Below are 22,156 nucleotides of genomic sequence, written 5' to 3'. Positions count from 1 at the left end.
CGCTCGCAGTCCTGCTGTTCCTTACCCCGGCGTCAGCACCCACAAACACAAAGCCGTCGCGGGATTCCGCGCCAAAGATGCCGATGGCCCATCACCTCGTGGTGACGGGCCATCGCGGGTGGCACGGTTCCGCAGTTTTCGCCGGAAATGCGGCCGGCGAACCGGTGGACGAAGGGACGCGGCCCGGGGCGGCCGGGCGGGCTACCTATCTACCCCTCCTTGGTGATCAACTTCCGCAGCGCGACGCGGTCGGGCTTCAGCAGCTCCTCGATGCGCGGCCGGTTGACCTCGGCGACGATGATCTCGCCAACCTCCTGGTTGACCTCACTGAAGATGCCGTGCGACTTCATCTTCGAGGTCTGGTACAGGTTGTCCTCGGTGGGCGTGACGTAGTACACCGCGTCGGCCTTGAAGCGGTGCACCAGCCAGAGGTGGATGAGTGTCATCAGCCGCTTCTGGCGCAGCTTCTCAGCAAACGTGTTCTGGTCGCGCACCGTGAGGATGCTGCGGCCGTGCCGGTCCAGGATCGGGTCGAACACGACGTTGGCCAGCTGCTCGTCGCCCTTGCCGTAGATGCCGAGTACCAGCACGTCGGAGCCGGCCCGCCGCGGCCGCAGCTGCACGCGCAGCTTCTCGCCCAAGTGGTAGTGCTCGCTCCACAGCGTCAGCCACTCCTCCAGCAGCTTCTTCGGCACCTCGGTCTGCACGAGGTGCTGGTGCTGGGTCGAACCCTTGCCCATGGCCTTGGTGGTCGCCGTGCGCCCGGAGGACGCGGCCAGCGCGGCGTCGCTGCGCGGCCCGCCGACCAGGGTCTGCGGTGTCCGGTACGGGGACTCGACGAGGCGCATCTTGCGCTGCAGGCGCGCCAGCGCGAGCATGCCGTCCTGCCGCAGCGCGGTGGCGAACTCCTCGGCCGCGACACCATCGATCTGGTGTCCGCCGTAGGTGATGAAGTTGAAGACGAAGCCCATCTTGCCGAGCTCTTCGGGGAAGCGCCGCATCTCCTCGTCGGTCATGCCGGTGGTGTCCCAGTTGAACGACGGCGAGAGGTTGTAGGCCAGCATCTGGTTGGGGAACTTCGCGTGGACGGCCTCGGCGAACTGCCGGGCGTCGGCGAGATCGGCGGTCTTGGTCTCCATCCAGAGAATGTCGGCGAACGGCGCCGCCGCCAGCGACTTGGCGATCGCGTAGGGAATGCCGCCGCGGATCTGGTAGTAGCCTTCCGGCGTCTTCGCCAGCTCGCAGTCCCAGCCGGGATTGACGCCCAGGTCCTTAGCCTTCTCCCGTGCGACGTAGAGGGACGCCGTGGCGGCGAAGGCCCGCCACTCCTCGGGGCTCATTGCGACCGGCTCTTCCTCGCTCTCGCCGAAGGCGAGCACCTCGGCCACGGCCTCGCCGTAGGTCATCAGCCCGGCGTCGTCCTCCCAGGCCGCCACGAACCGCGACTCGACCTGGTCGAAGAGGTCGTCGATGGACGCCTGCCCGTTCTCCCGCCACGCGTTGACGGCGTCGGAGATGAGGCCCTGGATCCCCTGGCGCTCAAGCCAGGCCGTGGCGGCGGCGTACTCGGAGTCGGCCATCGCATACAGCAGGTGGCCGTTGAGTTCCTTGACGCCCAGCTCGTAGAAGCGCCGAACCAGGGCGAGGAAGCACGCCTTGTACGACGGAATGTTGAGGTTGGTGGCGCCGAGGAGGAACGGCTGGTCGCGTTCGTCGGCGCGGCTGTCGATCAGGTTGGCCGCCTCGGCATCGGTCCGCGCGACGATGATGCCGGGCACCCGCATGACGTCGAGCTGGAACCGGGCGGCGTTGAGGCGTTTGATCTGTTCGTCCGACGGCACCAGCACCTTGCCGCCCTGGTGACCGCATTTCTTGGTGCCGGGTCGCTGGTCCTCGATGTGGTAACCGGGGACGCCCACCTCGACGAAGCGCCGGACCAGGTTGCGCACGTGCGGGTCGCCGCCGTGCCCGGTGTCGGCGTCGGCGATGATGAACGGCCGGTAGTCGTAGGCCGGAGTCGTCGCGCGCTGCTGTTCGCTCATGTGCAGCCGCTGGAAGTGTTGATTGCGGTCGGCCGTGAGCAGGGCGCGCACCAGGACCGCGGCGTCGTCGGGCACCTGGCTGAGCGGGTAGCTGGCCAGGTCGGGCCCGGGGTCCTCGGTGGTGGAGCCCTTCGCCGAGGTCGCCCAACCGCCGAGGTAGATGCCCTCAATGCCCATCCGCTTCATGCTCACCGCCTGGCCGGGCGAGTAGGGGCCAAAGGTCGTGATGCTTTTCTTCGCGGCGAACAGTTCGCGCAACCGGTCGTAGAACGCGGCCGCCGCGTCGCGCGCGACCGTGTAGTCGGTGGGAATGGTGCCACGCTGTTCCACCACCTGGCGTGCCGTGTAGAGGCGCGTGATGCTGTCAAAGCGCGGGCCCTCGAAGTACCGCTGCGTGGCGGCAACCTCGTCTTGAAACGATGTACGGACCTCGGTGTCCGTGTCGATGATGGCCATGGGATTGGGCTCCTCTTTCGGCGCGAATTCGCTGCTCGTGAGTCTATCCCCGGGAACGACGGTTCAATCAGGGGTCAATAGTCCCGAACTGGTCCCGAGACCGAACCGTTGTCCTGGCCTCTTCCGGCGACGGGGCCCGCCAGCGGCCCGCGCTGAGAAGCCAATCCCGCTGTCGGAGAACGAAACCGGCGTCCACTATGCGTCCGTGCCCCGGCACGTAGACTGCCTCGGGGCCGCCGATCGCCAATACCCGGTCGAGCGTCGCGGGCCAGGCGGCCACGTCCGAGTCCGCGTCGATGACCGGATCGCCGGACTCTTCGACGAGATCACCCGTGAACACGACGACCGGGTTCGCGTCGTCCGCCGGGGGCACCACCACGACGAGATCCGACCCGGTATGGCCCCGGCCCGGGTGGGCGATCGTGACGGCGCGGTCACCGAGGTCGACGACGGCGTCCAAAACGGCGTTCCGCGGGGTGCGCAGGGCCGCGATCGCGCGGTCGATCTCCGCGGCGTCGGCGCCGTGGCTCAGCGCGTCGGCACGGAGCCGATCGGTCTCCGACGCCAGGTAGGAGACGACCTCGGGCGCACAGTACACCTCCGCCCCGGCGAACGTCGAGGATCCGAGCACATGATCGAAGTGCTTGTGGGTCAGTACAACTCGTGTGATCGGTCCGCCGGCGATGCGGCGGGCGTCGGCGTCGATCGCGGCCGCTTCCTCCAGGGTGGTGCCCGCGTCGACGAGCAGCGCCCCGGCGCTCCCCCGCACCAGCCCGACCGTGACGTCGCAGAACGGCAACCGGCAGCGGTGCACGCCGCGGGCCGGTTGTTCCCAGGAGAACTGCACCAGAGGAACCTAACCGCCCGACGTGCCGGGTGCTCCCCCGCCGCGGGGTCTGGAACCATCGACGGATAGTCCCGCTCGCCGCGGAGGAGCCAACAGTGCGCGCAGTCGTCATCACCAAGCACGGCGACCCGTCGGTCCTGCAGGTGCAGGAGCGACCGGAACCTCCGCCGCCGGGCCCGGGCCAGCTGCAAGTCGCCGTCCGCGCCGCGGGCGTGAACTTCGCCGACCATCTGGCGCGCGTAGGCCTTTATCCGGACGCGCCGAAGCTTCCGGCGGTGGTCGGCTACGAGGTCGCCGGGACCGTCGTGGCCGTCGGCGACGGCATCGACGCCACCCGCGTCGGGGAGCGCGTCCTCGCCGGCACCCGATTCGGCGGCTACGCGGAAACGGTCAACGTCGCGGCGACCGATTCCGTGCCACTTCCCGACGCGCTGAGCTTCGAGCAGGGTGCTGCCGTGCCGGTCAACTACGCCACCGCGTGGGCCGCGCTGCACGGCTACGGGTCGCTCCGGGCCGGCGAGCGGGTGCTGGTGCACGCCGGAGGCGTAGGCGTCGCGGCCATCCAGTTCGCCAAAGCCGCCGGGGCGGAGGTGCACGGCACCGCGTCACCGGGCAAGCACCGGAAACTGGCCGAGTTGGGCGTGGACCGGGCGATCGACTACCGCCGCGACGGCTGGTGGCAGGGCCTGAAAGATTCGAGCCCGTACGACATCGTGCTCGACGCCCTCGGCGGGACGTCGCTGCGGCGGTCTTACGCCCTGTTGCGGCCCGGCGGAAGGCTTGTGGCATACGGTATTTCGAACCTCCAGCAGGGTGAGAAGCGCTCGCTGCGCACGGCCGCCCCGCAGGCTCTGGCGATGCTGCGCGGCTTCAATCTGATGGACCAACTGTCGGAGTCGAAGGCCGTGATCGGGCTCAACATGCTGCGGCTGTGGGACGACCGGGGCACGCTCGAGCCGTGGATCGCGCCGTTGACCGAGGCGTTGCACGTCGGGACGGTCCGCCCGGTTGTCCATGCGGCGGTGCCGTACGCCGAGGCGGCCGAGGCGCACCGCATCCTGGCCGCCCGGGAGAACGTCGGCAAGGTCGTGCTGGTGCCGTAGCGGTCCCGCACCTCGTTTCGAGCCTCGTTTCGAGCCTCGTTTCGAGCCGAGCCCCAACGGTTATCTTCATCCCATGGCTGTCACCGAGTCCCGCGAGATCCAGATCGAGGCGACGCCCGCCGAGGTCATGGACGTGCTGTTCGACCTCGAGTCGCTGCCGCAGTGGTCCTCGGTGCACCAAGAGGTCGAGATCCTCGAACGCGACGCCGAGGGCCACCCCAGCAAGTCTCGCCAGGTGGTCAAACTCGTGGGGGTCAGCGACGAGCAGGTGCTGTGCTACACCGTTCACGACGACGGGGTGAGCTGGACGCTCGATCACGCCAAACAGCAACGCGCCCAGGAGGGTCGGTACACGTTGACGCCCGCGGGCGACGGCACGCGCGTCCGTTTCGAGCTCACCGTGGACCTGCTGATGCCGGTCCCGGGGTTCCTGGTCAAAAGGGGCGCGAAGAGCCTGATGGACACGGCCACCAAGGGGTTGCGCAAGCGGGTGCTGGAGGTCAAGAAGCGCGGCTGAGGACCCGGCCCGGCCTTCCATCTTCCGTCGCGGTCGGCGACACTTTTCGCATGGAATCCTCGATGGCTCGGGCATGCGCCGTCGGTGGCCTGGCTCTGGCACTGGGGCTGGCCGGCTGCGGCGGCGGCGGTAGCGGTCACCTGACGGCGCCGCTCACCCCGAAGGTGACGACGCTCGGGCGGATCATGGCGCAGGCGCCGCCCGACGCACCGTTGGCGATCAGCAGCCCCGCCTTCGCCGACGGCGCGCCGATCCCCGGGCAATACACCTGCAAGGGCGCCAACATATCTCCCCCGCTGACATGGTCGACGCCGTTGGGCGCGGCACTCGTCGTCGACGACCCGGACGCCGTCCACGGCACCTTCGTCCACTGGATCGTGGTGGGGATCCCCCCGGGCCCGGGAAGCACCGCGGACGGCCAGACCCCCGCCGGCGCGACCAGCCTGCCCAACTCGGCGGGACGGGCGGGCTACAGCGGTCCGTGCCCGCCCGCCGGCACCGGGGTGCACCATTACCGGTTCACGCTCTACCAGCTGCCCGCAACGTTCCGGCTTCCGCCGGGACTCGCCGGCCCTCAGGCGGTGCAGGCAATCACCGGCGCCACCGCCGCGCAGGCTCAATACACGGGCACCTTCGGAGACTGACGCCGCGGCGCCCAACGCGCACGATCACACCGAACGGAGGTCCGCAGCGCTGGCGAGGGCGGCCTCGATGAAACGACGAAGCACTGCATTGCGGGGGCGTCGCAGGGAAGCCAGGGCGACGGGGCTGTCGGGCGCCCCGCGCAACGCGATGAACCGCACGCCCGGGTGAATGTTGCGCCGGATGGCGACGTCGGGGATGACGCCGATGCCGCGGTCGGCGGCGACGGATTCGATCCACTCGTCGAAATTCGCTGTGGGAACAATTGTTTCGGGTCCGGCGCCGGCGGCCCACGACCACGGTCCGGTGGTGCCGCTGGTGGTGTTGACGACGAGCGGCCACCGCGGGACTTCCGACCAGTCCAGTTCCGCTCTCTGTGCCAGGGGCGAATGGACGGCGCAGACGGCCACCCGTGACTCCTCGAAGAGGTGCACGACCCGCACCTCGGTCGACCGTACCCGGCCGCGCACCACCGCGACGTCGACCTTTCCCTGCAGCACGGCGCCCAGCGCGTCGTCTGTGCGGACCAGCATGACGGTGGTGCCGGTGGCCCGCTCGAACCGGGCCACCGTGTCCTGCGCCCACGGGTCGGGCAGCAGCCAGCTGAACCCGAGCCGGATGCTCGATTGTCGGCGCACGGCGGCGAGCCCGCGCTCGAACTCGGCGAGGACGCGTTCGGCGTGGTCGAGGAACGCGCGCCCGGCCGCGGTCGTCTCGACGTGGCGCGAACTCCGGTCGAGCAGCGTCACCCCGAGCGCATCCTCGAGTTGCCGGATGGTGCGACTCAGGGCGGGTTGGGTGATGCTGAGCTCGGTGGCGGCGTGAGTGAACGACGCCAGCCGCGCCACCGCCTCGAACGCCCGCAGGTGCCGCAACTCGACCCGCCCGCCGGCCGCCTCGCCTCCCATGCCTGGGAAGCATAGATCCACCGAAGCGGGCATTTCACACCCGGTTTGCGCGGACCTAGCGTGGTAGGCAAGCACACGAAGTTCGGAGGAGAAATGCCGCTTTTGTACGTCGACCTCATCGAGGGCCGAACACCGTCGGAGGTCCAGGAGCTGCTGGACGCGATTCACGACGCCGTCGTCGAGGCGTTCAGGGTCCCGCCGCGCGACCGCTACCAGGTGGTGCGCACCCACCCGGCGCACGAGATCGCCGCGCTGGACACCGGTCTGGGGCTCACCCGCTCACCGCGGCTGGTGATCGTCCACGTGGTGAGCCGGCGCCGCACCCGCGTCATGAAGGAGCAGTTCTTCAAGCTGCTCGCGGCCAACCTCGCCGACCGCTGCGGCCTCGACTCGGCCGACCTGATCGTCTCGATCACCGAAAACGGCGACGAGGATTGGTCTTTCGGCGAAGGCCGGGCGCAGTTCCTCACCGGTGAGTTGAAGTGAAGACCCGCCTCACGGAGTTCTTCGGCATCGAGCATCCCGTCGTGTCGGCGCCCATGGCCCTGGCATCGGGGGGCCGGCTCGCGGCGGCGGTCACGTCGGCCGGCGGGCTGGGGCTGATCGGCGGCGGCTATGGCGACGCCGACTGGCTGCGGCGCGAATTCGACCAGGCGGCGGGCGCGGGGGTCGGGGTCGGGTTCATCACCTGGAGCCTCGCCCGGCAGCCCGCCCTGCTCGATCAGGCACTGGCGCGGCAACCGGCGACGGTCATGCTGTCGTTCGGGGACCTGCGGCCCTTCGCCGACCGCATCCACGCGGCCGGCGTGCCGGTGACGGCCCAGGTGCAGAATCTCGATCACGCCCGCCAGGCCCTGGACGCCGGTGCCGACATCCTCGTCGCCCAGGGCGGCGAGGCGGGCGGGCACGGGATGAACGTCCGGTCCACCTTCACGTTGGTTCCCGAAGTCGTCGACATCGTCGCCGAGCGCTCGCCGGACACGTTGGTGCTCGCCGCCGGCGGTGTGGCCGACGGCCGCGGGCTGGCCGCGGCGCTCGCGCTCGGGGCCGACGGTGCCGTGGTAGGCACCCGGTTCTGGGCGTCGCACGAAGCGCTGGTGTCGCCGCGGGCGCAAGAACGGGCGATCCGTGCCAGCGGCGACGACACGCTCCGCACCCGCGTGTATGACGTTGTGCGGCAACTGGATTGGCCCATCGAGTTCAATGAGCGGGCGGTGGGCAACGCCTTCTTGGCGACCTGGCACGGCAACGAGGACGGACTGCTCGCGGCGCTGCCGGACGCCGTGGCCGCCTACGAGAAGGCTGTGCTGGCAGAGGATTTCGACGCCGCCGCAATCCTTCTCGGCGAAGGGGTGGGCCGCGTCCGTGACGTCCGCCCCGCAGCGGACATCCTCGCCGACATGGTCGGCCAGGCCGAAGCCATCCTCTCGCCCCGCTGGTAGGGGCTCTACCACAGGGGTGCCCCGCGGAGATGCGCAACCGCCGGCTGTTGTCGTGCTCCCGCCGTCGACAGGGACGTCGTCGACCGGCACGTCCTGTAGATCAGCGCGCTGGGCGCGCAGCACGAGCCGTTCCACTCGCGCCACGAAGGATGACTCTGTCGCGCATTGGGAGCCGGCGAACGTCGGGCTGGCAGGTCGACCTGGACACCGGCGCTGACCATCTGGTTTCCTCGATGCGGAAGAGGATCGGACGGACGCTGATGGACATCGCCTCGGTCGACGAACTGCTGACCACCACCCGCGCGGTGCGCAAACGCCTCGACCTGGACCGCCCCGTCGGTCGCGAGGTGATACTCGAGTGCATCCGGCTGGCGATGCAGGCGCCGACCGCGAGCAACGCGCAGGACTGGCGGTGGCTGGTGATCACCGACGCTGACAAGCGCGCCGCGATCGGCGATGTCTACCGCCGTCTCGGTGCCCAGTACCTGGCCCACGCCGCCGAAGAGGCGTCCGATCCGCAGACCCGGCGCGTCTACGCCAGCGCCTTCGGCCTAACCGACACGCTGGGCCGGGTCCCCGTGCACGTGATCCCCTGCCTGACGACGCGCATCGACAACTCCAACCTGCTGACCGCCGCGTCGGCCTGGGCGTCCATCATCCCGGCCGGCTGGAGCTTCATGCTCGCGTTGCGCTCGCGCGGGTTGGGATCCGTTTGGACGACAATGCATTTGGCCAAGGAGCGTGAGGTGGCCGAGCTGCTGGGCATCCCGGCCACCGTCACCCAGGCCGCGCTGTTCCCGGTGGCGTACACGGTCGGCACCGACTTCCGGCCGGCCGCGAGGCCGCCCGCGGAGACTGTCACCTATTGGGATACCTGGGAACAACCCGTCGGAGATAGCTGATGCAGTCGTATACCGTGCGATTTCACGTCGACGCCCCGCCGAAGAGGGTGTGGCGGGTGCTTCATCCGCCCGCGCCGCCGAACGCGCCGCGGCCGCGGGTCCTCACCTGGCCCACCGGCAGCATGGAGATCCTCAACGAGGGTAACGAAGCCGGTGAGGGCCTGGTGCGGACCTGCGTCTTCGAAGTGCCCAAGTACCTGTTGTCCCGCGGGAGGGCCCGGTCGTGGGAGACGGTGACAGAGGCCCAGATCAACAGGCTATCGCGGTACGTGGCGGTCGGTGCGCCGCTGTGGTCGCGGGCGGAGGGCTACCACGAGCTGGAGGAGCAGGCAGACGGAACCACCGTGCTCACCTTCCATGAGACCTACCACGCCTACAACCCGGTGCTGCGCTTCTTCCTCGAACGCCCCGTGCACGCCAAGATCTCCCGCGACAACCTCGAAACGTACGAGCACGCGCTCGGTTACGCTGGCCGGGTACGGCGGCTGACCTGAGTCTTGTTGGCTGGCAATGTGTTTCGCTAGTCCGCCAGACGCGCCGCGGCCCCTGCCGCTCGACACGGCGTAAGGGCCGTGGACCCGGTCAGGGGTGTTATGACCGGCGGTCATTTGACGGGTGCGTAAAACCCGAAGCTATTTCAGTGAAAGTGCAACGGCCAGAGTCGATCGGCCCTAGCCTTGGCTGCGCCATAAAACTATTTTCTTCGTATGATTCTCATGCCTGCGGCAGCGCCGGCGCGTTCCATGACATGCATTCCATGACATGAAGGAAGGGGACGTAGCTTTGACCGGCTCCAGAAAAGATTGGGCTTTCGTGCAGGCGTCCTCGGTCGCGGATTACTCAGCACGGTTGCGCACCGCCGACCTCCGCGTAACCCGCCCGCGAATCGCAGTGCTGCACGCGGTACACACGCATCCGCACTCCGACACCGAAACGGTCATCCGGCTGGTGCGCGACGGGCTGCCGGACGTGTCCCGGCAAGCCGTGTACGACGTGCTGAATGCGCTGACCAGTGTGGGTTTGCTTCGCCGGGTCCAGCCCTCGGGTTCGGCCGGGCGTTACGAGACCCGAGTGGGTGACAACCACCATCACGTGGTCTGCCGTACGTGTGGGGCGATTGCGGATGTCGACTGTACCGCCGGTGAGGCGCCCTGCCTGACCGCTTGCGCGGCGAACGGCTTCGAGGTCGATGAGGCCGAGGTCACTTTTTGGGGCCGCTGTCCGGGCTGTGGGGCTTCCGACGGGTCGCGAGCCAACGGCGCCCCCGATGCCCTCACGCAACTTCATGAAGAAGTCTCGTGCCCGGCCGACAACCGCCCCGCGCCGCACCGCAACGGCCATTCGCTCCCGACGTCACCGGCTGCGCCGGAGGGATGGCATTCCCCCGTCCCACTCGCAGCCATCACCGTTTTGAAGGCGGCGGGAATTGGTACCGGCGGGCTGGGAGCCAACGCCGGGTGGGCTCGCTACGACATCGCCGACCCGACCGTGGCCGGTAAAGCGCCCCACACCGAGCCCTCCACTCCGCGCTGGGGCGATGTTGATGTGACATGAGTTGCTCGCGCGCGCTCAGGCGAGCGCGGCCAGCAGGGCCACTACGGCGCCGACGCCCGCCACCACCGCGGCGAGCACGCACAGCGACCCGAGCGCGGTGAGCCGGTCGTCGCGACTGGCCTCCTTGTCGAGCATGACGCCCGCGATGCGCGGCATCCCACGGAAGACGTCCGACCATGCGACCCGGGAGCCGGCCCGTTTGATCCCGGTGGGGTCGTCTTTGGTGCGACGCTGCGGGGCGACCCCGGCGCCGTTCGCGTAGGCGACCCACCCGACGACGAACAATCCCGCGCCGACGACGGCGAGCACCACGGCCAGCCACAACATTGCGCTGAAATACCCGCCGGCCGGTGAGCGGAAACCGCGCGACCCTCGCTCGATGCGCCGTCGCTGCCGCTCCCCGAAGCGAGGGTGCACCGAGCCGCTCCACCCCGGTACGCTGATGTTTTATGTGGTCGAGGGCAGTGCTGGCGGCAAGAGTGGCCGTCGCGGGGGCGATCGTCGCGGTCTGGGCCGGGGCGGCGGGCGTGGCCGGTGCGGATCCGGAACCCTCGCCGGCGCCGGACGCCCCGAAGACGACCATCGACCACGACGGCACCTTCGCGGTGGGTACCGACATCGCGCCCGGCATCTACAGCACGGCGGGGCCGGCCGGCACCGGCACCTGCTACTGGAAGCGGCTCGGCAACCCCGACGGAAACCTCATCGACAACGCCATGACGAAGAAGTCGCAGGTGGTGCAGATCGAGGCGACCGACAAATCCTTCAAGACTTCGGGCTGCCAGCCCTGGCAGCTGACCCCCGACGCCGTTCCGCCGTCCACCACACCGCCGCCGGGCGTGCAGGGCACCCTCGGCATCCTCAACGGGCTGCTTGGCGGCCAGAACGGCCAGCAACCGCCCCACTCCTGACGGGAGCCCCGCCCTCGTGCCCGCTGCGCAACAGGTCGTCGTGGTCGGCGCCGGCGTCAGCGGCTTGACGTCGGCCGTCTGTCTGGCCGAGGCGGGCCGGCCAGTGCGGGTGTGGTCCGCGGCCGTCGGCTCGCGGACCACCTCTGCGGTGGCAGGCGCGGTGTGGGCACCCCCGCGTCCGGGCTCCGCAAAGACGCTCGAGTGGAGTGAGCACTCCCTGCGGGTCTTCGGCGAGCTGGCCGACGACCCCGGCACCGGCGTGCGGATGGCCCCGGCGTTGATTGCCGGCGGATTGCTCGGGGCCGAGGCGAAATGGTCCGGGGCCGACCTGATCCCCGACTTGCGCCCGGCCGACCCGGCCGACATACCCGAGGGCTTCGACGGCGCGCATCGCGCCACCCTGCCCATGATCGACATGCCGCAGTACCTCGGCTACCTGACGCGGCGGCTGGCCGCGGCGGGATGCGAGATCGAGCCGCACGAGGTGCGGTCGCTGGAGGAGGCCGCCGCCGCTGCGCTCGTCGTGGTCAACTGCGCAGGCCTCGGCGCCCGCGCGCTCACGGGTGATCGCACGCTGCGGCCCGTCTTCGGCCAGCACGTGGTCCTGACCAATCCCGGCCTGCGGCAACTGTGCCTGGAGATGCACCACGGCTCCGAATGGGTCTGCTACTTCCCCCACCCCCAGCGCGTGGTGTGCGGCGGGATCGGCATTCCCGGCCGCTGGGACACCACCCCGGACCCCGACATCAGCGAGCGGATCCTGCAACGGTGCCGGCGGATCGAGCCCCGTCTCGGCGACGCCGACACGATCGAGACGATCACGGGGTTGCGCCCGGACCGTCCGTCGGTGCGGGTGGAGGCGGAGCCGCTCGGGCCGGCCTGGTGCGTCCACAACTACGGACACGGCAGCAACGGCGTCACCTTGTCGTGGGGCTGCGCCCGCTACGTGGCGCGGCTCGTCGAAGAACGGCCCGCTAGCGGCGGCTGACGTCGCGGACGATCAGCGACAGCACCCAGCTCACGATCGACAAGACGATCGCGGCCCAGATGGCGGTCCACCAGAAGTGGTCGATCTGCAACCCCCAGTGGGTGGTGTGAGTCGTGATCCAGGCGGTGATCCACAACATCAGCGCGTTGACGACAACGTGGAACAGGCCCAGGGTCAGGATGTAGAGCGGGATCGACAGGAGCTGGACCACCGGCTTGATAAACGCGTTGACCAGCCCGAAGATGACGGCCACGACGAAGATGATGCCGACCCTCTGTAGCTTCGTGTCGCCGCCCACGAAGCTCATGCCGTGCACGAAGAGTGTGACCAACCACAGCGCGAAGCCGGTCAATGCGGCGCGGATCAGAAAAGGGCCCATGTCGGAAGATCCTGCCACTCGGATCGCGTTGAGGTGAGAGTCGCGCTCAGTTCAGGTTGTAGAAGCGCTGCGCGTTGCGCCCGCCGATCTTCTCGCGGGCGTCCTCGCTGATGTCGGCGCGGGTGCGCAGGTGCTTGGTGCTCTCCGGCCATTCGCCGTCCCAGTGCGGGTAGTCGCTGGCGAACATGATGAAGTCGGCGCCGAGGACGTCGATCACGCCGGGCAGGATCGGTTCCTCCGGTTCGCACGTCACCCAGATGTTGCCCGCGCCGAGGTACTCGTGCGGGTCGCGCCGCCAGCCGTGTTCGACCCAGTCCCCGCGTTTTTCGTAATGCTCGTGCAGGCGGTCGATGAAGAACGGGACCCAGCCCGCCCCGGCCTCCAGGAACGCGACGCGCAACTGCGGATGCCGTTCGAAGACGCCGCCGGAGACCAGCGCGGTCATGGCCGTCATCTGGTCGAACGGGAAGCTGATGCAGTGCACCTGGATGTAGTTGGTGAAGCGGTCGACGCCGATCTTCGGCAGGTGGATGCCCGGCGCGCCGTGGACGCCCAGCGGCATCCCGAGGTCGACCGCGGCGGCGTAAAACGGGTCGAGGTCGGGATGGTCCAGGTTGCGGGTCTTCAGCGCCGGCGGCACCAGCGTCGCGACCAGGCCGAGCTCCTTGGCCTCGGTCATGACGTCGACGGCCGCCCGGCCGTGCTCGATCGGGGTGACCGCGACGCCGCGCAGCCGGCCGCCCGACGAGGCGCAGTAATCGGCGATCCACTGGTTGTAGAGCCGGGCGAATCCAGCGGCGAACTCCGGATCCTCGAGCGTCGGCGTGCACAGTCCGAGGCTGGGATAGAGCACCATGGTGTCGATGTGGTCGCGGTCGGCGTCCGCGAGCACCCCGTCGGTCGAACGGCATTGAATGCCCGGCGCCTTGCTGATGCCGTGCTGGGGAGGACAGCCCGCGCCCGGGCCGCGGTCCTCCGGATAACTGCGACCCTCGAACGTCAACCGGCTGCCGTCGGCGGCGGGCTTGATGTGTTGCGGCCAGCGTTTGATCGCTTCGGTCGCGAGCGAGGGATTCTCGGCGACATGCCCATCCGCGTCGATGATTCGCATGTATCCGGAACTTACTCTCGCGCCACCGCGCTCGGTACTGCAACGATGCTGACGTGACTACTCAGAGCCCGGGGAAGAGTCCTGGAAAGAATCCAAGCCCCAGACAGAGGTTGAACGCCGATCAGCGCAACTCGTTTGTCGCCGCGTTGTTGGGCTGGACGATGGACGCCTTCGATTACTTCATCGTGGTGCTCGTCTACGCCGACATCGCGAAAACGTTCCACCACAGCAAGGCCGAGGTCGCCTTCGTCACGACGGCCACGCTGATCATGCGGCCCGTCGGCGCGCTCCTGTTCGGGCTCTGGGCCGACCGCGTCGGCCGGCGCCTGCCGCTGATGGTCGACGTCATGTTCTACTCCGTCGTCGGGTTCCTCTGCGCGTTCGCGCCCAACTTCACGGTGTTGGTGATCCTGCGGCTGCTGTACGGCATTGGCATGGGCGGCGAGTGGGGGTTGGGCGCCGCGCTCGCGATGGAGAAGGTCCCCGTCGAGCGACGCGGATTCTTCTCCGGGCTGCTGCAGGAGGGGTACGCCTTCGGCTACCTGTTGGCGAGCGTCGCGTCGCTGGTGGTGATGAACTGGCTCGGGCTGTCGTGGCGCTGGTTATTCGCCCTGAGCATCGTCCCGGCCCTGATCAGCCTGATCATCCGATACCGGGTGGAGGAGTCCGAGGTGTGGGAGGCCGCCCAGGACCAGATGAAGCTCACCAGCACCAGGATTCGCGACGTGCTGCGCGACGCGAAGATCATCCGCCGGTTCGTCTACCTGGTGCTGCTGATGACGGCCTTCAACTGGATGAGCCATGGCACCCAAGACGTCTACCCGACCTTCCTGACGTCGACCGCCAACCACGGCGCGGGCCTGTCCAGTGCCACCGTGAAGTGGATCGTCATCGTCTACAACCTGGGCGCCATCGCCGGCGGCCTGTTCTTCGGCACACTGTCGCAGCGATTCAGCCGCCGGTACACGATCATCTTCTGCGCCGTGCTCGGCCTGCCGATCGTGCCGCTGTTCGCCTACTCGCGCACCGCCGCGATGCTGTGCCTGGGCTCGTTCTTGATGCAGCTGTGCGTGCAGGGCGCCTGGGGCGTGATCCCCGCGCACCTGACCGAGATGTCCCCGGACGCCATCCGCGGCCTCTACCCCGGTGTGACATATCAATTGGGCAACCTGCTGGCGGCGTTCAACCTGCCCATCCAGGAACGCCTCGCCGAGTCGCACGGCTATCCCTTCGCGCTGACGGCGACGATCGTGCCGGTGCTGATCGCCGTGGCCTTCTTGACTCTGATCGGCAAGGACGCCACCGGAATTCGCTTCGGCACTGACGAAAGCGCTTTTCTGCCAACCGCGGCCAAGTGACGCTACTCGGCGCCGCTCAGGATCCGCCGCAGTAGGTGCATGGCCACCGTGGTCGAGCGCTCCCGCACGTCGGACCGGTTGCCGGGCAGGCGCAGCGTCCGCGTGTCGCGGCGGCCGTCGGCGAGCCCGACCGTGAAACATACCGTGCCCACCGGCTTTTCGGGTGTCCCGCCGCCGGGGCCGGCGATGCCAGTGATCGCGACGGCGGTGTCCGCGCCGAAGCGCCGCAGCGCGCCCTCGGCCATCGCCTCGGCGACCGGCTCGGACACCGCGCCGTGCCGTTCGATGAGGTCCGCGTCGACCCCGAGCAGCTCGGCCTTTGCCTCGTTGGAATAGGCCACCACGCCGCCCGCCACGTAGGCGGAAGAACCGGCGCGGTCGGTCAGGCGCGCCGCCACCAGCCCCGCGGTGCAGGATTCGGCCGTCGCGATGCGCCGGCCGTCCAGCAGCCCCGCGACCAGGTCGTCGATGCTGGAACCGTCCTCGGAGAAGATCTGGTGGCCGTGCTTGTCGCGCAGGAGCTGCGTCAGCCGTGCATAGGCGTCGGCGGCGTCGGGCTCGTAGCGCGTCACGATCTCGACCTCGCCGCGCCGCAGGCAGGTGGTGATCTCGAGCCGCTCGAAGCCGGGAATGGCCCGCTCGGCGTCGCGCAGCGTCTCGGCCAAGCCCGACTCGGGCAGGCCGAACATGCGAATCATCTTCTGCTCGTAGACCGTTCGGCCGGCGATCGCCCGCTGCGCCGCCTCCGTCTGGATCGCCGTGTGCCACATGGGCTGCAGCTCGCGCGGCGGCCCCGGAAGCACGATGACGGTCGGCGTGCCCGCAACCACGACGCCCGGCGCGGTGCCGACCGGGTCGAGCACTTCGGCCCCCGCCGGGACCATCGCCTGCTTGCGGTTGGCGGCGCGGACGGCGTCGAAGTCGCCCGCGCTGAAGGCCGGGTTGCGGGCCATCAGTTTCCTGAGGATGTTCGCGATCTTGTCCTCGGTGGCGGCGTCCAAGACGAGCTCGCGGCCGCAGAACCGGGCGACGACCTCAACGGTCATGTCGTCGGCGGTGGGTCCCAGGCCGCCGCTGGTGACGATCAGGTCCACCCCTTCGTCGGCCAGGAACCGCAGCTGCGCCTCGATGTCTGCGGGACGGTCGCCGCAGATGGTGATGTGCGCCAGCTCGATGCCCAGCTCCAGAAGGCGGTCGGCGATCCAGGGGCCGTTGGCGTCTCGAACGCGTCCGGTGAGGACCTCGGTTCCGGTGACGACGATGCCTGCGCGTGCGCTCACCGGGACGAGCCTACTGGGCGCTTCTGGACGCGGTTCACGCCTCGCGCTCGGACAGATAGCGCTCGACGGACGCCACCTTCCGCGTGATGGCGTCGTGGGTCCCGGCCCGCTGGTCCACCTTGATCACCGTGCTGACTCTCGGAGCCCGGGCGGCCACGGCCTCGACCGCACGCTGCACGACGGCCATCACCTCGTCCCAGGTCTCGCCCTCGATCTCGGTGAACATCGACCCGGTCTTGTTCGGCAGGCCGGAAGCGCGAACCACCCGAACCGCTTCGGCGACGATCTCGCCCACCCCCTCGCCTATGCCCAGCGGGGTGACGGAAAACGCGACAAGCACAGACACCCGACGAGCGTACCCAGCGGTCCTGGCAGCATCGAGGGCCATGCGGGTTCTGGTGCAGCGGGTGTCGTCGGCGGCGGTCTCGGTGGACGGCCGGGAGGTGGGCGCGATTCGGCCGAACGGGCAGGGTCTACTCGCCTTCGTCGGGGTCACGCACAGCGACGATCCCGCGAAGGCCCGCCGGCTCGCCGAAAAGCTCTGGTACTTGCGGATTCTCGCGGACGAGCGGTCCGCGGCGGATGTGCACGCGCCGATCCTGGTGGTCAGCCAGTTCACGCTGTACGCCGACACCGCGAAGGGTCGCCGGCCGTCCTGGAATGCCGCGGCTCCCGGCGCGGTGGCCGAGCCGCTGGTGTCCGCGTTCGCGGACGCGCTGCGGGACCTGGGAGCCGAGGTGCAGACCGGCGTCTTCGGCGCGAATATGCAGGTCGAGCTGGTCAACGACGGACCGGTGACGGTGTTTCTCGAGGTGTGAGCGCCCCGCCGCGGGTACCTTGGTGCTATCGGTGACGGTAACGGGAGGGGCCGATTTGAGCGCCACACCTGAGTTCGGGTCGCTACGGTCCGACGACGACACGTGGGACATCGTCAGCAGCGTCGGCTACACGGCCCTGCTCGTGGCGGGGTGGCGCGCGCTGTACGCCGCGAGCTCACAGCCGCTCGTCCGTGACGATTACGCCAAGGTTTTCATCGCCGCGGCGCAGGACCCGTACCTGGAGGGCGTGCTGGCCAACCCGGGGACGTCCGAGGGTGAAACAGCGTTCCCGCGCCTTTACGGCGTGCAGACCCGGTTCTTCGACGACTTCTTCATCTCCGCCGGCGATGCGGGCATCCGGCAGGCGGTGATCGTCGCGGCCGGGCTGGATTCCCGCGCCTATCGCCTCGATTGGCCTTCGGGCACAACGGTTTTCGAAGTCGACCTGCCCCAAGTCCTGGAATTCAAGGCCCGCGTGCTCGGCGAGCACGGTGCCGAGCCGAAGGCCCGCAGGGTCGAGGTCGGCGCCGACCTGCGCACCGACTGGTCGCGGGCGCTGGAAGCCGCCGGCTTCGACGTGGAACGCCCCAGCGCCTGGTCGGTGGAGGGAGTGCTCCCCTACCTCACCGACGACGCCCAGAACACGCTCTTCACCCGGATCAGCGGCCTCAGCGCGCCGGGCAGCCGGATCGCGATCGGCGCGTTGGGATCACGCCTGGACCACGACCAGCTCGCCGCTCTGGAAGCCGATCATCCCGGCGTGAACGTGTCGGGCGACGTCGACTTCTCCGCGTTGACCTACGAGCCGGAGACCGAGCCCGCCGAACGGCTCGCCGCGCACGGCTGGACCGTCGAACCCGTCCGCAACACGCTCGAGTTGCAGGCAGGATACGGCCTGACCCCGCCGGAGGTCGACGTCAAAATCGACAGCTTCATGCATTCGCAGTACATCACGGCAACGCGATGACGCCGTCGATCACCAGGCTCTCCCCCGCCGACGCCCTGGCGGAGATCGCGGCAAGCCCAGCCGGGCCAGGGATCGGTGCATTCTTCGACCTCGACGGCACCCTGGTCGAGGGCTTCACGGCGGCCATCCACGTCGGTGATCGAATCAGGCGGCGCCAGGCCGGCATCGGGGAGCTGCTGGGCGTGTTCGACGCCGCGCTGCGGTATCGATTCGGCCGCCTCGAGTTCGAGCGCCTCATCGTCCGTGCCGCCGGTTACCTACGGGGCGAAAGCCTGGCGGATCTCGACGAGTTGGGTGAACGGCTCTTCGTGGAGCGGGTGGCCTCGCGGCTGTATGCGCACATGCATGAGATCGTGCAGGCGCATCAGCGGCGCGGTCACACCGTCGTGCTGAGTTCGTCGGCGCTGTCCATCCAAGCGCTGCCCGTCGCACGCTTCCTCGGGATCACCAACGTGCAATGCAACCACTTCGAGCTCGACGGGGACGGGCGCCTGACGGGCGGAATCGTCAGGCCGATCGTGTGGGGCACGACCAAGGCCGCCGCTGTGCGACAGTTCTGTGCCGACAGAGTCGTTGCGGTGCAGCAGAGTTACTTCTATGCCGACGGAGACGAGGACGCGGCGTCGATGGCGCTCGTCGGGTTCCCGCGACCGGTGAACCCGCGCGCCGGGCTGGCCGCGGCGGCCGCCGCGCACGGCTGGCCCGTGATGTGCCTGGCCTCCGGCCGGCATGGCCCGGTCAGGAGGGTGCGATCGTTGGCCAGGCACGTCCGGAGCGAAGAGCGGGGCGTCTAGGCGCGTCTAGTGGCGGCTAGGGCGTGAGCAGGATCTTCACGTCGTCGCCGGACCGCGACGCCGCCGTCGCATAGCCCTTCGCCGCCTCGTCCAGGGGCAGTGTGGTGGTGAAGATTCCGTCGACATCGAGCCGGCCCGACTGAAGCAGCGGTATCAACTCCGGCCAGGTGCGTTGCACCGGCGCCGTGGTCATCCGCAGGGTGATGCTGCGGATCAGGCAGCCCAGCGCGGGAAGCGGGAACGGCTGCAGGTCGTGCACGCCGACGACCGACACCGTCCCGCCGGCCCGCACCGCGTTGAGGGCGTCGGTCATGGACGCGTCGGTGGCGACGGCATCGATCACGGCGTCGGCCCCGCGCCCGCCGGTGGCGGCCAGGATCGCCTCGACCGCCGGCGGCTTGACCGGGTTGGCTCCCCAGCGGGCTGCCCGCGCCAGCCGGCCGTCGACCCGATCGACGGCGAAGACCTGTGCGGCGCCCTGAACGAGCGCGCTGCGCACCGCGCAAAGGCCGACCGCTCCCAGTCCGATCACCGCCACCGTGCCGCCGAGCGGGATGTCGGCACGCTGAGCGCCCGCCCACCCGGTGGCGAGGTTATCGGTGAGCAGCAGCGCCTGCTCCGTGCTGATTCCCTCGGGGATCTTGAGCAATTGGAAATCGGCCGCCGGCACGCCGAGCAGGTCGGCCTGCGCACCGTCCAGCACACCGCCGCCGAAGATCTGAAAACCGTTGTGGCACATGACCGGGTCGCGGGTGGCGCAGCCGGGGCAGGCGCCGCAGCCCGTCACCGACGACACCAGCACCTGATCGCCGACCGCGACCGTGCGCACGTCCGGACCGATCTCGGCGACCGTCCCGACCGCCTCGTGACCGAGCGGCAGCGGGTCGCCGAGGGGAAAATCACCCTCGTAGAAATGCAGGTCCGATCCGCAGATGCCGGCCGCGATCACCTGAACGATGGCACCGTCGGGCCCGGGCAGCCCCGGGTCGGGGCGGGTGTCGACGCGGACGCTGTAGGGGCCGTCGACGACTACGGTGCGCATGTCTTTCCTTGTCGCAGAACGAATTGAGACCAATCGGGCTCGCGGACGGCGGCCCAGTACTCGGGGAGCCGCCACGGGCTGACGGTGTGGATCTCGCCGTCGGCGTTCTTGAAGTAGGAATGCTTGACGGCCGGGTGCGACCACACCATGTTCTTGATCTCCGCTTGCGTGCGTCGATGCCATTCGCCGGCCGCCTCGGCGGTCGGTTCCAGCGAATGCAGTTGCGCCTCGGCCAGGTGCTTCAGACACTGGTCGATGTAACGCATCTGGAGTTCGGACTGGAAGATCAGGCTGCCGCCGTGGGCGAGGTGTGTGCCCGGCCCGTAAATGATGAACAGGTTGGGGAACCGTGGAACCGTGATGCCGAGGTACGCGTACGGCCGCCGTCCCCACATCTCGTGCAGGTCGGTCCCGTCGCGACCGGTGATCTTCAGAGGCCACAGCACGTCGGAATGACGAAACCCGGTCGCGTAGACGATGACGTCGACGCCGTGCGTGACGCCGTCTTCGGTGACGACGCCGCGCGGGGTGATCGTCTTGATCGGCGTGCGCACCAGGTCGACGTTGTCGCGCTGCAGGGTCTGTAGCCAGCTGCCGTTGTCCTGCAGCGTGCGTTTGCCGGTCGCGGGATAGTCGGGCATGACCTTGTCCAGCAGATCGCTGCCCTCGCCGATCTGGCTGGTGATCCACTGGCTGAACATCATTCGGGCGGCGGCGTTGATGTCGCTGACGGCATAGTCGCGATCGGCGTCGGCGCGATCCGCGTAGTTCGGGTCGCCGCGCGCGGCGTCGAGCCCCTTGTCCGCGCCCGGCCACAGGACGAGGAACCGGTACCACCTGCCGTAGTAAGGCAGATGCTTCATGGCCCAACGCATCCCGTCGCCGACCTCGTCGTGATACATCGCGTTGGGGAACATCCACTGCGCGGTCCGCTGGAAGACGGTGAGGTGTTCGACGCGGTCGGCGATCGCGGGTGCGATCTGAAAGCCACTGGCGCCGGCGCCGACGAGCGCGACCCGCTTGCCGGTGAGGTCGACGGAGTGGTTCCATGCCGCCGAGTGAAACGACGGTCCCGCGAAGGTGTCGGCGCCGTCGAATTCGGGGACATAGGGCCGACTGAGCTGACCGACCGCGGTGATGAGGGCTCGGGCGCGCACCGTTCCGATCTGCCCGTCGGCGGAGCGCAGGGAAACGCTCCACATCCCGTCGTTGTCGTCCCACTCGGCCGACAGGGCCTCGGTCCGCCAACGCACATGCTCGGCCAGGTCGTGCTTGCCCATGACCCGGATGAAGTAGTCCTGCAGTTCGTGCTGCTCGGCGAAGTAGTGCGTCCAGTCGTTGTTGGGTTCGAAGCTGTAGCAATAGAAGTGGTTCGCGACGTCGACGCGGGCGCCGGGATACCGGTTCTCCCACCACGTTCCGCCGGGACCGGCATTCTTCTCGACGATCGTGAACGGAATGTTGGCCTGCTTGAGGCGGATTCCGGCCAGGATGCCGGATTCGCCGCACCCGACGACGAGGACGGGTAGCTTAGCCGCGCACTCGGTGGGCACGGCCGTGGGGCGGCGGGGGTCGACACCGTCGAGGTCCATCTCCTCCAGGATCAGGGGGAGGTACTCGTCGGTGACGTGTTCGCAGGCGGCCCAGTCCATCATTTCCCCGATGAGCTCGGGCCTCAACGGCGTTGGCTCCGGGCAACCGCGGTCGCGGTACTCCGCGATCACCGGCAACGCCGTCGCGCGGGCCCGGGCCTTGTCCTCCTCCGACATGAACCCTTGAACTTCGTTGAGGAAGATGCCCATGGGCTTGAAGTCGCGGATGAACCGTGGATCGCCGGTGATGTGAACGAGCGAGAGCAGGAGCGTCGGAATGCTGACATCCTCGAGCGCGGCGGCGATCTCGTCGGTCGAGGTGGTGAACGGACGGCCGGCATACGGGCTGCGCATCGAGCCGATCCTTTCGGTGGGGCCAGGAGCAGCAATTACGCTACTAGCGGTTCCGTAATTGGCAGCACCACGCTACCCGCTGCCGTTGCGGGGGATCAAGGGGCGCGCCGAGGATCACGACCCTACGATCCGGGCTTTCCCGGCGTGCC

General features: G+C 69.0%; 23 protein-coding genes and 1 pseudogene. 14 read left to right on the top strand and 10 right to left on the bottom strand.

The window, feature by feature from the left end:
- Window positions 1-209: 209 nt before the first annotated feature.
- Together aceA and G6N56_RS03920 are read right to left on the bottom strand one after the other, a co-directional pair.
- Window positions 210-2,498 carry an isocitrate lyase ICL2 gene (aceA, locus tag G6N56_RS03925; RefSeq protein WP_085257202.1) on the bottom strand — a complete coding sequence of 763 codons (2,289 nt, stop codon included), beginning with the start codon at window positions 2,496-2,498 and terminating at the stop codon, window positions 210-212.
- 67 nt (window positions 2,499-2,565) lie between these two features.
- The gene (locus G6N56_RS03920; RefSeq protein WP_085257201.1) at window positions 2,566-3,345 is read right to left on the bottom strand and encodes an MBL fold metallo-hydrolase; all 780 of its coding nucleotides are present in this window, start codon (window positions 3,343-3,345) and stop codon (window positions 2,566-2,568) included.
- A gap of 95 nt (window positions 3,346-3,440) precedes the next feature.
- On the opposite strand from G6N56_RS03920, the gene G6N56_RS03915 reads away from it, so the two are divergent.
- The 3 genes from G6N56_RS03915 to G6N56_RS03905 all read left to right on the top strand — a co-directional run bounded on the left by G6N56_RS03915 (window position 3,441) and on the right by G6N56_RS03905 (window position 5,609).
- Window positions 3,441-4,448: a synaptic vesicle VAT-1 family membrane protein gene (locus G6N56_RS03915; protein ID WP_085257200.1), complete on the top strand. Its 1,008-nt coding sequence runs from the start codon at window positions 3,441-3,443 to the stop codon at window positions 4,446-4,448.
- A gap of 73 nt (window positions 4,449-4,521) precedes the next feature.
- Window positions 4,522-4,965: an SRPBCC family protein gene (locus G6N56_RS03910; protein ID WP_085257199.1), complete on the top strand. Its 444-nt coding sequence runs from the start codon at window positions 4,522-4,524 to the stop codon at window positions 4,963-4,965.
- A gap of 50 nt (window positions 4,966-5,015) precedes the next feature.
- A complete protein-coding gene (locus G6N56_RS03905; RefSeq protein WP_085257198.1) occupies window positions 5,016-5,609 on the top strand; it encodes a YbhB/YbcL family Raf kinase inhibitor-like protein in 594 nt (197 codons plus the stop codon).
- A gap of 24 nt (window positions 5,610-5,633) precedes the next feature.
- Here G6N56_RS03905 and G6N56_RS03900 read toward each other — a convergent pair whose 3' ends face one another.
- On the bottom strand, window positions 5,634-6,515 hold the full coding sequence (locus tag G6N56_RS03900) for a LysR family transcriptional regulator (RefSeq protein ID WP_085257197.1): 882 nt from the start codon (window positions 6,513-6,515) through the stop codon (window positions 5,634-5,636).
- A 93-nt stretch (window positions 6,516-6,608) separates the two neighbouring features.
- Between G6N56_RS03900 and G6N56_RS03895 the strand changes: the two genes are divergently transcribed.
- From G6N56_RS03895 to G6N56_RS28755, 5 genes and pseudogenes are all read left to right on the top strand, one after another.
- Entirely contained in the window at window positions 6,609-7,001 is a 393-nt protein-coding gene (locus tag G6N56_RS03895) for a tautomerase family protein (protein WP_085257196.1), read from the top strand.
- A complete protein-coding gene (locus tag G6N56_RS03890) occupies window positions 6,998-7,957 on the top strand; it encodes an NAD(P)H-dependent flavin oxidoreductase (protein ID WP_197746653.1) in 960 nt (319 codons plus the stop codon). The genes G6N56_RS03895 and G6N56_RS03890 overlap by 4 nt, the downstream gene beginning before the upstream one ends.
- A 260-nt stretch (window positions 7,958-8,217) precedes the next feature.
- Complete coding sequence (locus G6N56_RS03885) at window positions 8,218-8,859, top strand: nitroreductase family protein (RefSeq protein WP_085257383.1); 642 nt, start codon at window positions 8,218-8,220, stop codon at window positions 8,857-8,859.
- Window positions 8,859-9,353 carry an SRPBCC family protein gene (locus G6N56_RS03880; protein WP_085257195.1) on the top strand — a complete coding sequence of 165 codons (495 nt, stop codon included), beginning with the start codon at window positions 8,859-8,861 and terminating at the stop codon, window positions 9,351-9,353. Before G6N56_RS03885 ends, G6N56_RS03880 begins: the two co-directional genes overlap by 1 nt.
- 268 nt (window positions 9,354-9,621) lie before the next feature.
- A pseudogene (locus G6N56_RS28755) lies at window positions 9,622-10,116 on the top strand (Fur family transcriptional regulator); the annotation flags it as partial.
- A 312-nt stretch (window positions 10,117-10,428) separates the two neighbouring features.
- Here the strand turns inward: G6N56_RS28755 and G6N56_RS03870 are convergent.
- A complete protein-coding gene (locus tag G6N56_RS03870) occupies window positions 10,429-10,830 on the bottom strand; it encodes a hypothetical protein (protein WP_142280733.1) in 402 nt (133 codons plus the stop codon).
- Between the two features lie 32 nt (window positions 10,831-10,862).
- Between G6N56_RS03870 and G6N56_RS03865 the strand changes: the two genes are divergently transcribed.
- Entirely contained in the window at window positions 10,863-11,324 is a 462-nt protein-coding gene (locus tag G6N56_RS03865) for an Rv1352/Rv1906c domain-containing protein (RefSeq protein ID WP_085257192.1), read from the top strand.
- A 16-nt stretch (window positions 11,325-11,340) separates the two neighbouring features.
- Window positions 11,341-12,312 carry an FAD-dependent oxidoreductase gene (locus tag G6N56_RS03860; RefSeq protein WP_085257191.1) on the top strand — a complete coding sequence of 324 codons (972 nt, stop codon included), beginning with the start codon at window positions 11,341-11,343 and terminating at the stop codon, window positions 12,310-12,312.
- Here G6N56_RS03860 and G6N56_RS03855 read toward each other — a convergent pair.
- Window positions 12,299-12,691 carry a phage holin family protein gene (locus tag G6N56_RS03855; protein WP_085257190.1) on the bottom strand — a complete coding sequence of 131 codons (393 nt, stop codon included), beginning with the start codon at window positions 12,689-12,691 and terminating at the stop codon, window positions 12,299-12,301. The two genes, G6N56_RS03860 and G6N56_RS03855, sit on opposite strands and share 14 nt — an antisense overlap.
- A 46-nt stretch (window positions 12,692-12,737) precedes the next feature.
- Window positions 12,738-13,802 carry an amidohydrolase family protein gene (locus tag G6N56_RS03850; protein ID WP_085257189.1) on the bottom strand — a complete coding sequence of 355 codons (1,065 nt, stop codon included), beginning with the start codon at window positions 13,800-13,802 and terminating at the stop codon, window positions 12,738-12,740.
- 161 nt (window positions 13,803-13,963) lie between these two features.
- Between G6N56_RS03850 and G6N56_RS03845 the strand changes: the two genes are divergently transcribed.
- On the top strand, window positions 13,964-15,160 hold the full coding sequence (locus G6N56_RS03845; protein ID WP_408632685.1) for an MFS transporter: 1,197 nt from the start codon (window positions 13,964-13,966) through the stop codon (window positions 15,158-15,160).
- A 2-nt stretch (window positions 15,161-15,162) separates the two neighbouring features.
- Here G6N56_RS03845 and G6N56_RS03840 read toward each other — a convergent pair whose 3' ends face one another.
- Both G6N56_RS03840 and G6N56_RS03835 read right to left on the bottom strand, forming a co-directional pair.
- On the bottom strand, window positions 15,163-16,440 hold the full coding sequence (locus G6N56_RS03840) for a competence/damage-inducible protein A (protein ID WP_085257187.1): 1,278 nt from the start codon (window positions 16,438-16,440) through the stop codon (window positions 15,163-15,165).
- 34 nt (window positions 16,441-16,474) lie between these two features.
- On the bottom strand, window positions 16,475-16,786 hold the full coding sequence (locus G6N56_RS03835) for an MTH1187 family thiamine-binding protein (RefSeq protein WP_085257186.1): 312 nt from the start codon (window positions 16,784-16,786) through the stop codon (window positions 16,475-16,477).
- Window positions 16,787-16,826: 40 nt separating this feature from the next.
- Here G6N56_RS03835 and dtd point away from each other — a divergent pair, with 40 nt between their 5' ends.
- Genes dtd through G6N56_RS03820 form a run of 3 tightly spaced genes read left to right on the top strand, consistent with a single transcriptional unit; the run spans window position 16,827 to window position 19,019 of the window.
- Complete coding sequence (gene dtd / locus G6N56_RS03830; RefSeq protein ID WP_085257185.1) at window positions 16,827-17,258, top strand: D-aminoacyl-tRNA deacylase; 432 nt, start codon at window positions 16,827-16,829, stop codon at window positions 17,256-17,258.
- 55 nt (window positions 17,259-17,313) lie between these two features.
- On the top strand, window positions 17,314-18,225 hold the full coding sequence (locus G6N56_RS03825; RefSeq protein WP_085257184.1) for a class I SAM-dependent methyltransferase: 912 nt from the start codon (window positions 17,314-17,316) through the stop codon (window positions 18,223-18,225).
- Window positions 18,222-19,019 (top strand): HAD-IB family hydrolase, encoded by a 798-nt coding sequence (locus tag G6N56_RS03820; RefSeq protein WP_085257183.1) that lies wholly within the window; start codon window positions 18,222-18,224, stop codon window positions 19,017-19,019. Before G6N56_RS03825 ends, G6N56_RS03820 begins: the two co-directional genes overlap by 4 nt.
- 16 nt (window positions 19,020-19,035) lie before the next feature.
- Here the strand turns inward: G6N56_RS03820 and G6N56_RS03815 are convergent, their stop codons facing one another.
- A complete protein-coding gene (locus G6N56_RS03815; RefSeq protein ID WP_085257182.1) occupies window positions 19,036-20,061 on the bottom strand; it encodes a zinc-binding dehydrogenase in 1,026 nt (341 codons plus the stop codon).
- Window positions 20,049-22,007, bottom strand: a complete 1,959-nt coding sequence (locus tag G6N56_RS03810) for a flavin-containing monooxygenase (protein ID WP_085257181.1) — start codon at window positions 22,005-22,007, stop codon at window positions 20,049-20,051. The genes G6N56_RS03815 and G6N56_RS03810 overlap by 13 nt, the downstream gene beginning before the upstream one ends.
- Between the last annotated feature and the right edge of the window lie 149 nt (window positions 22,008-22,156).

It is taken from the genome of Mycobacterium saskatchewanense (assembly GCF_010729105.1).
Taxonomy (GTDB): domain Bacteria; phylum Actinomycetota; class Actinomycetes; order Mycobacteriales; family Mycobacteriaceae; genus Mycobacterium; species Mycobacterium saskatchewanense.
The sequence above is the reverse complement of the archived record's forward strand: the minus strand, read 5'-3'. Positions and strand labels throughout refer to the sequence as shown.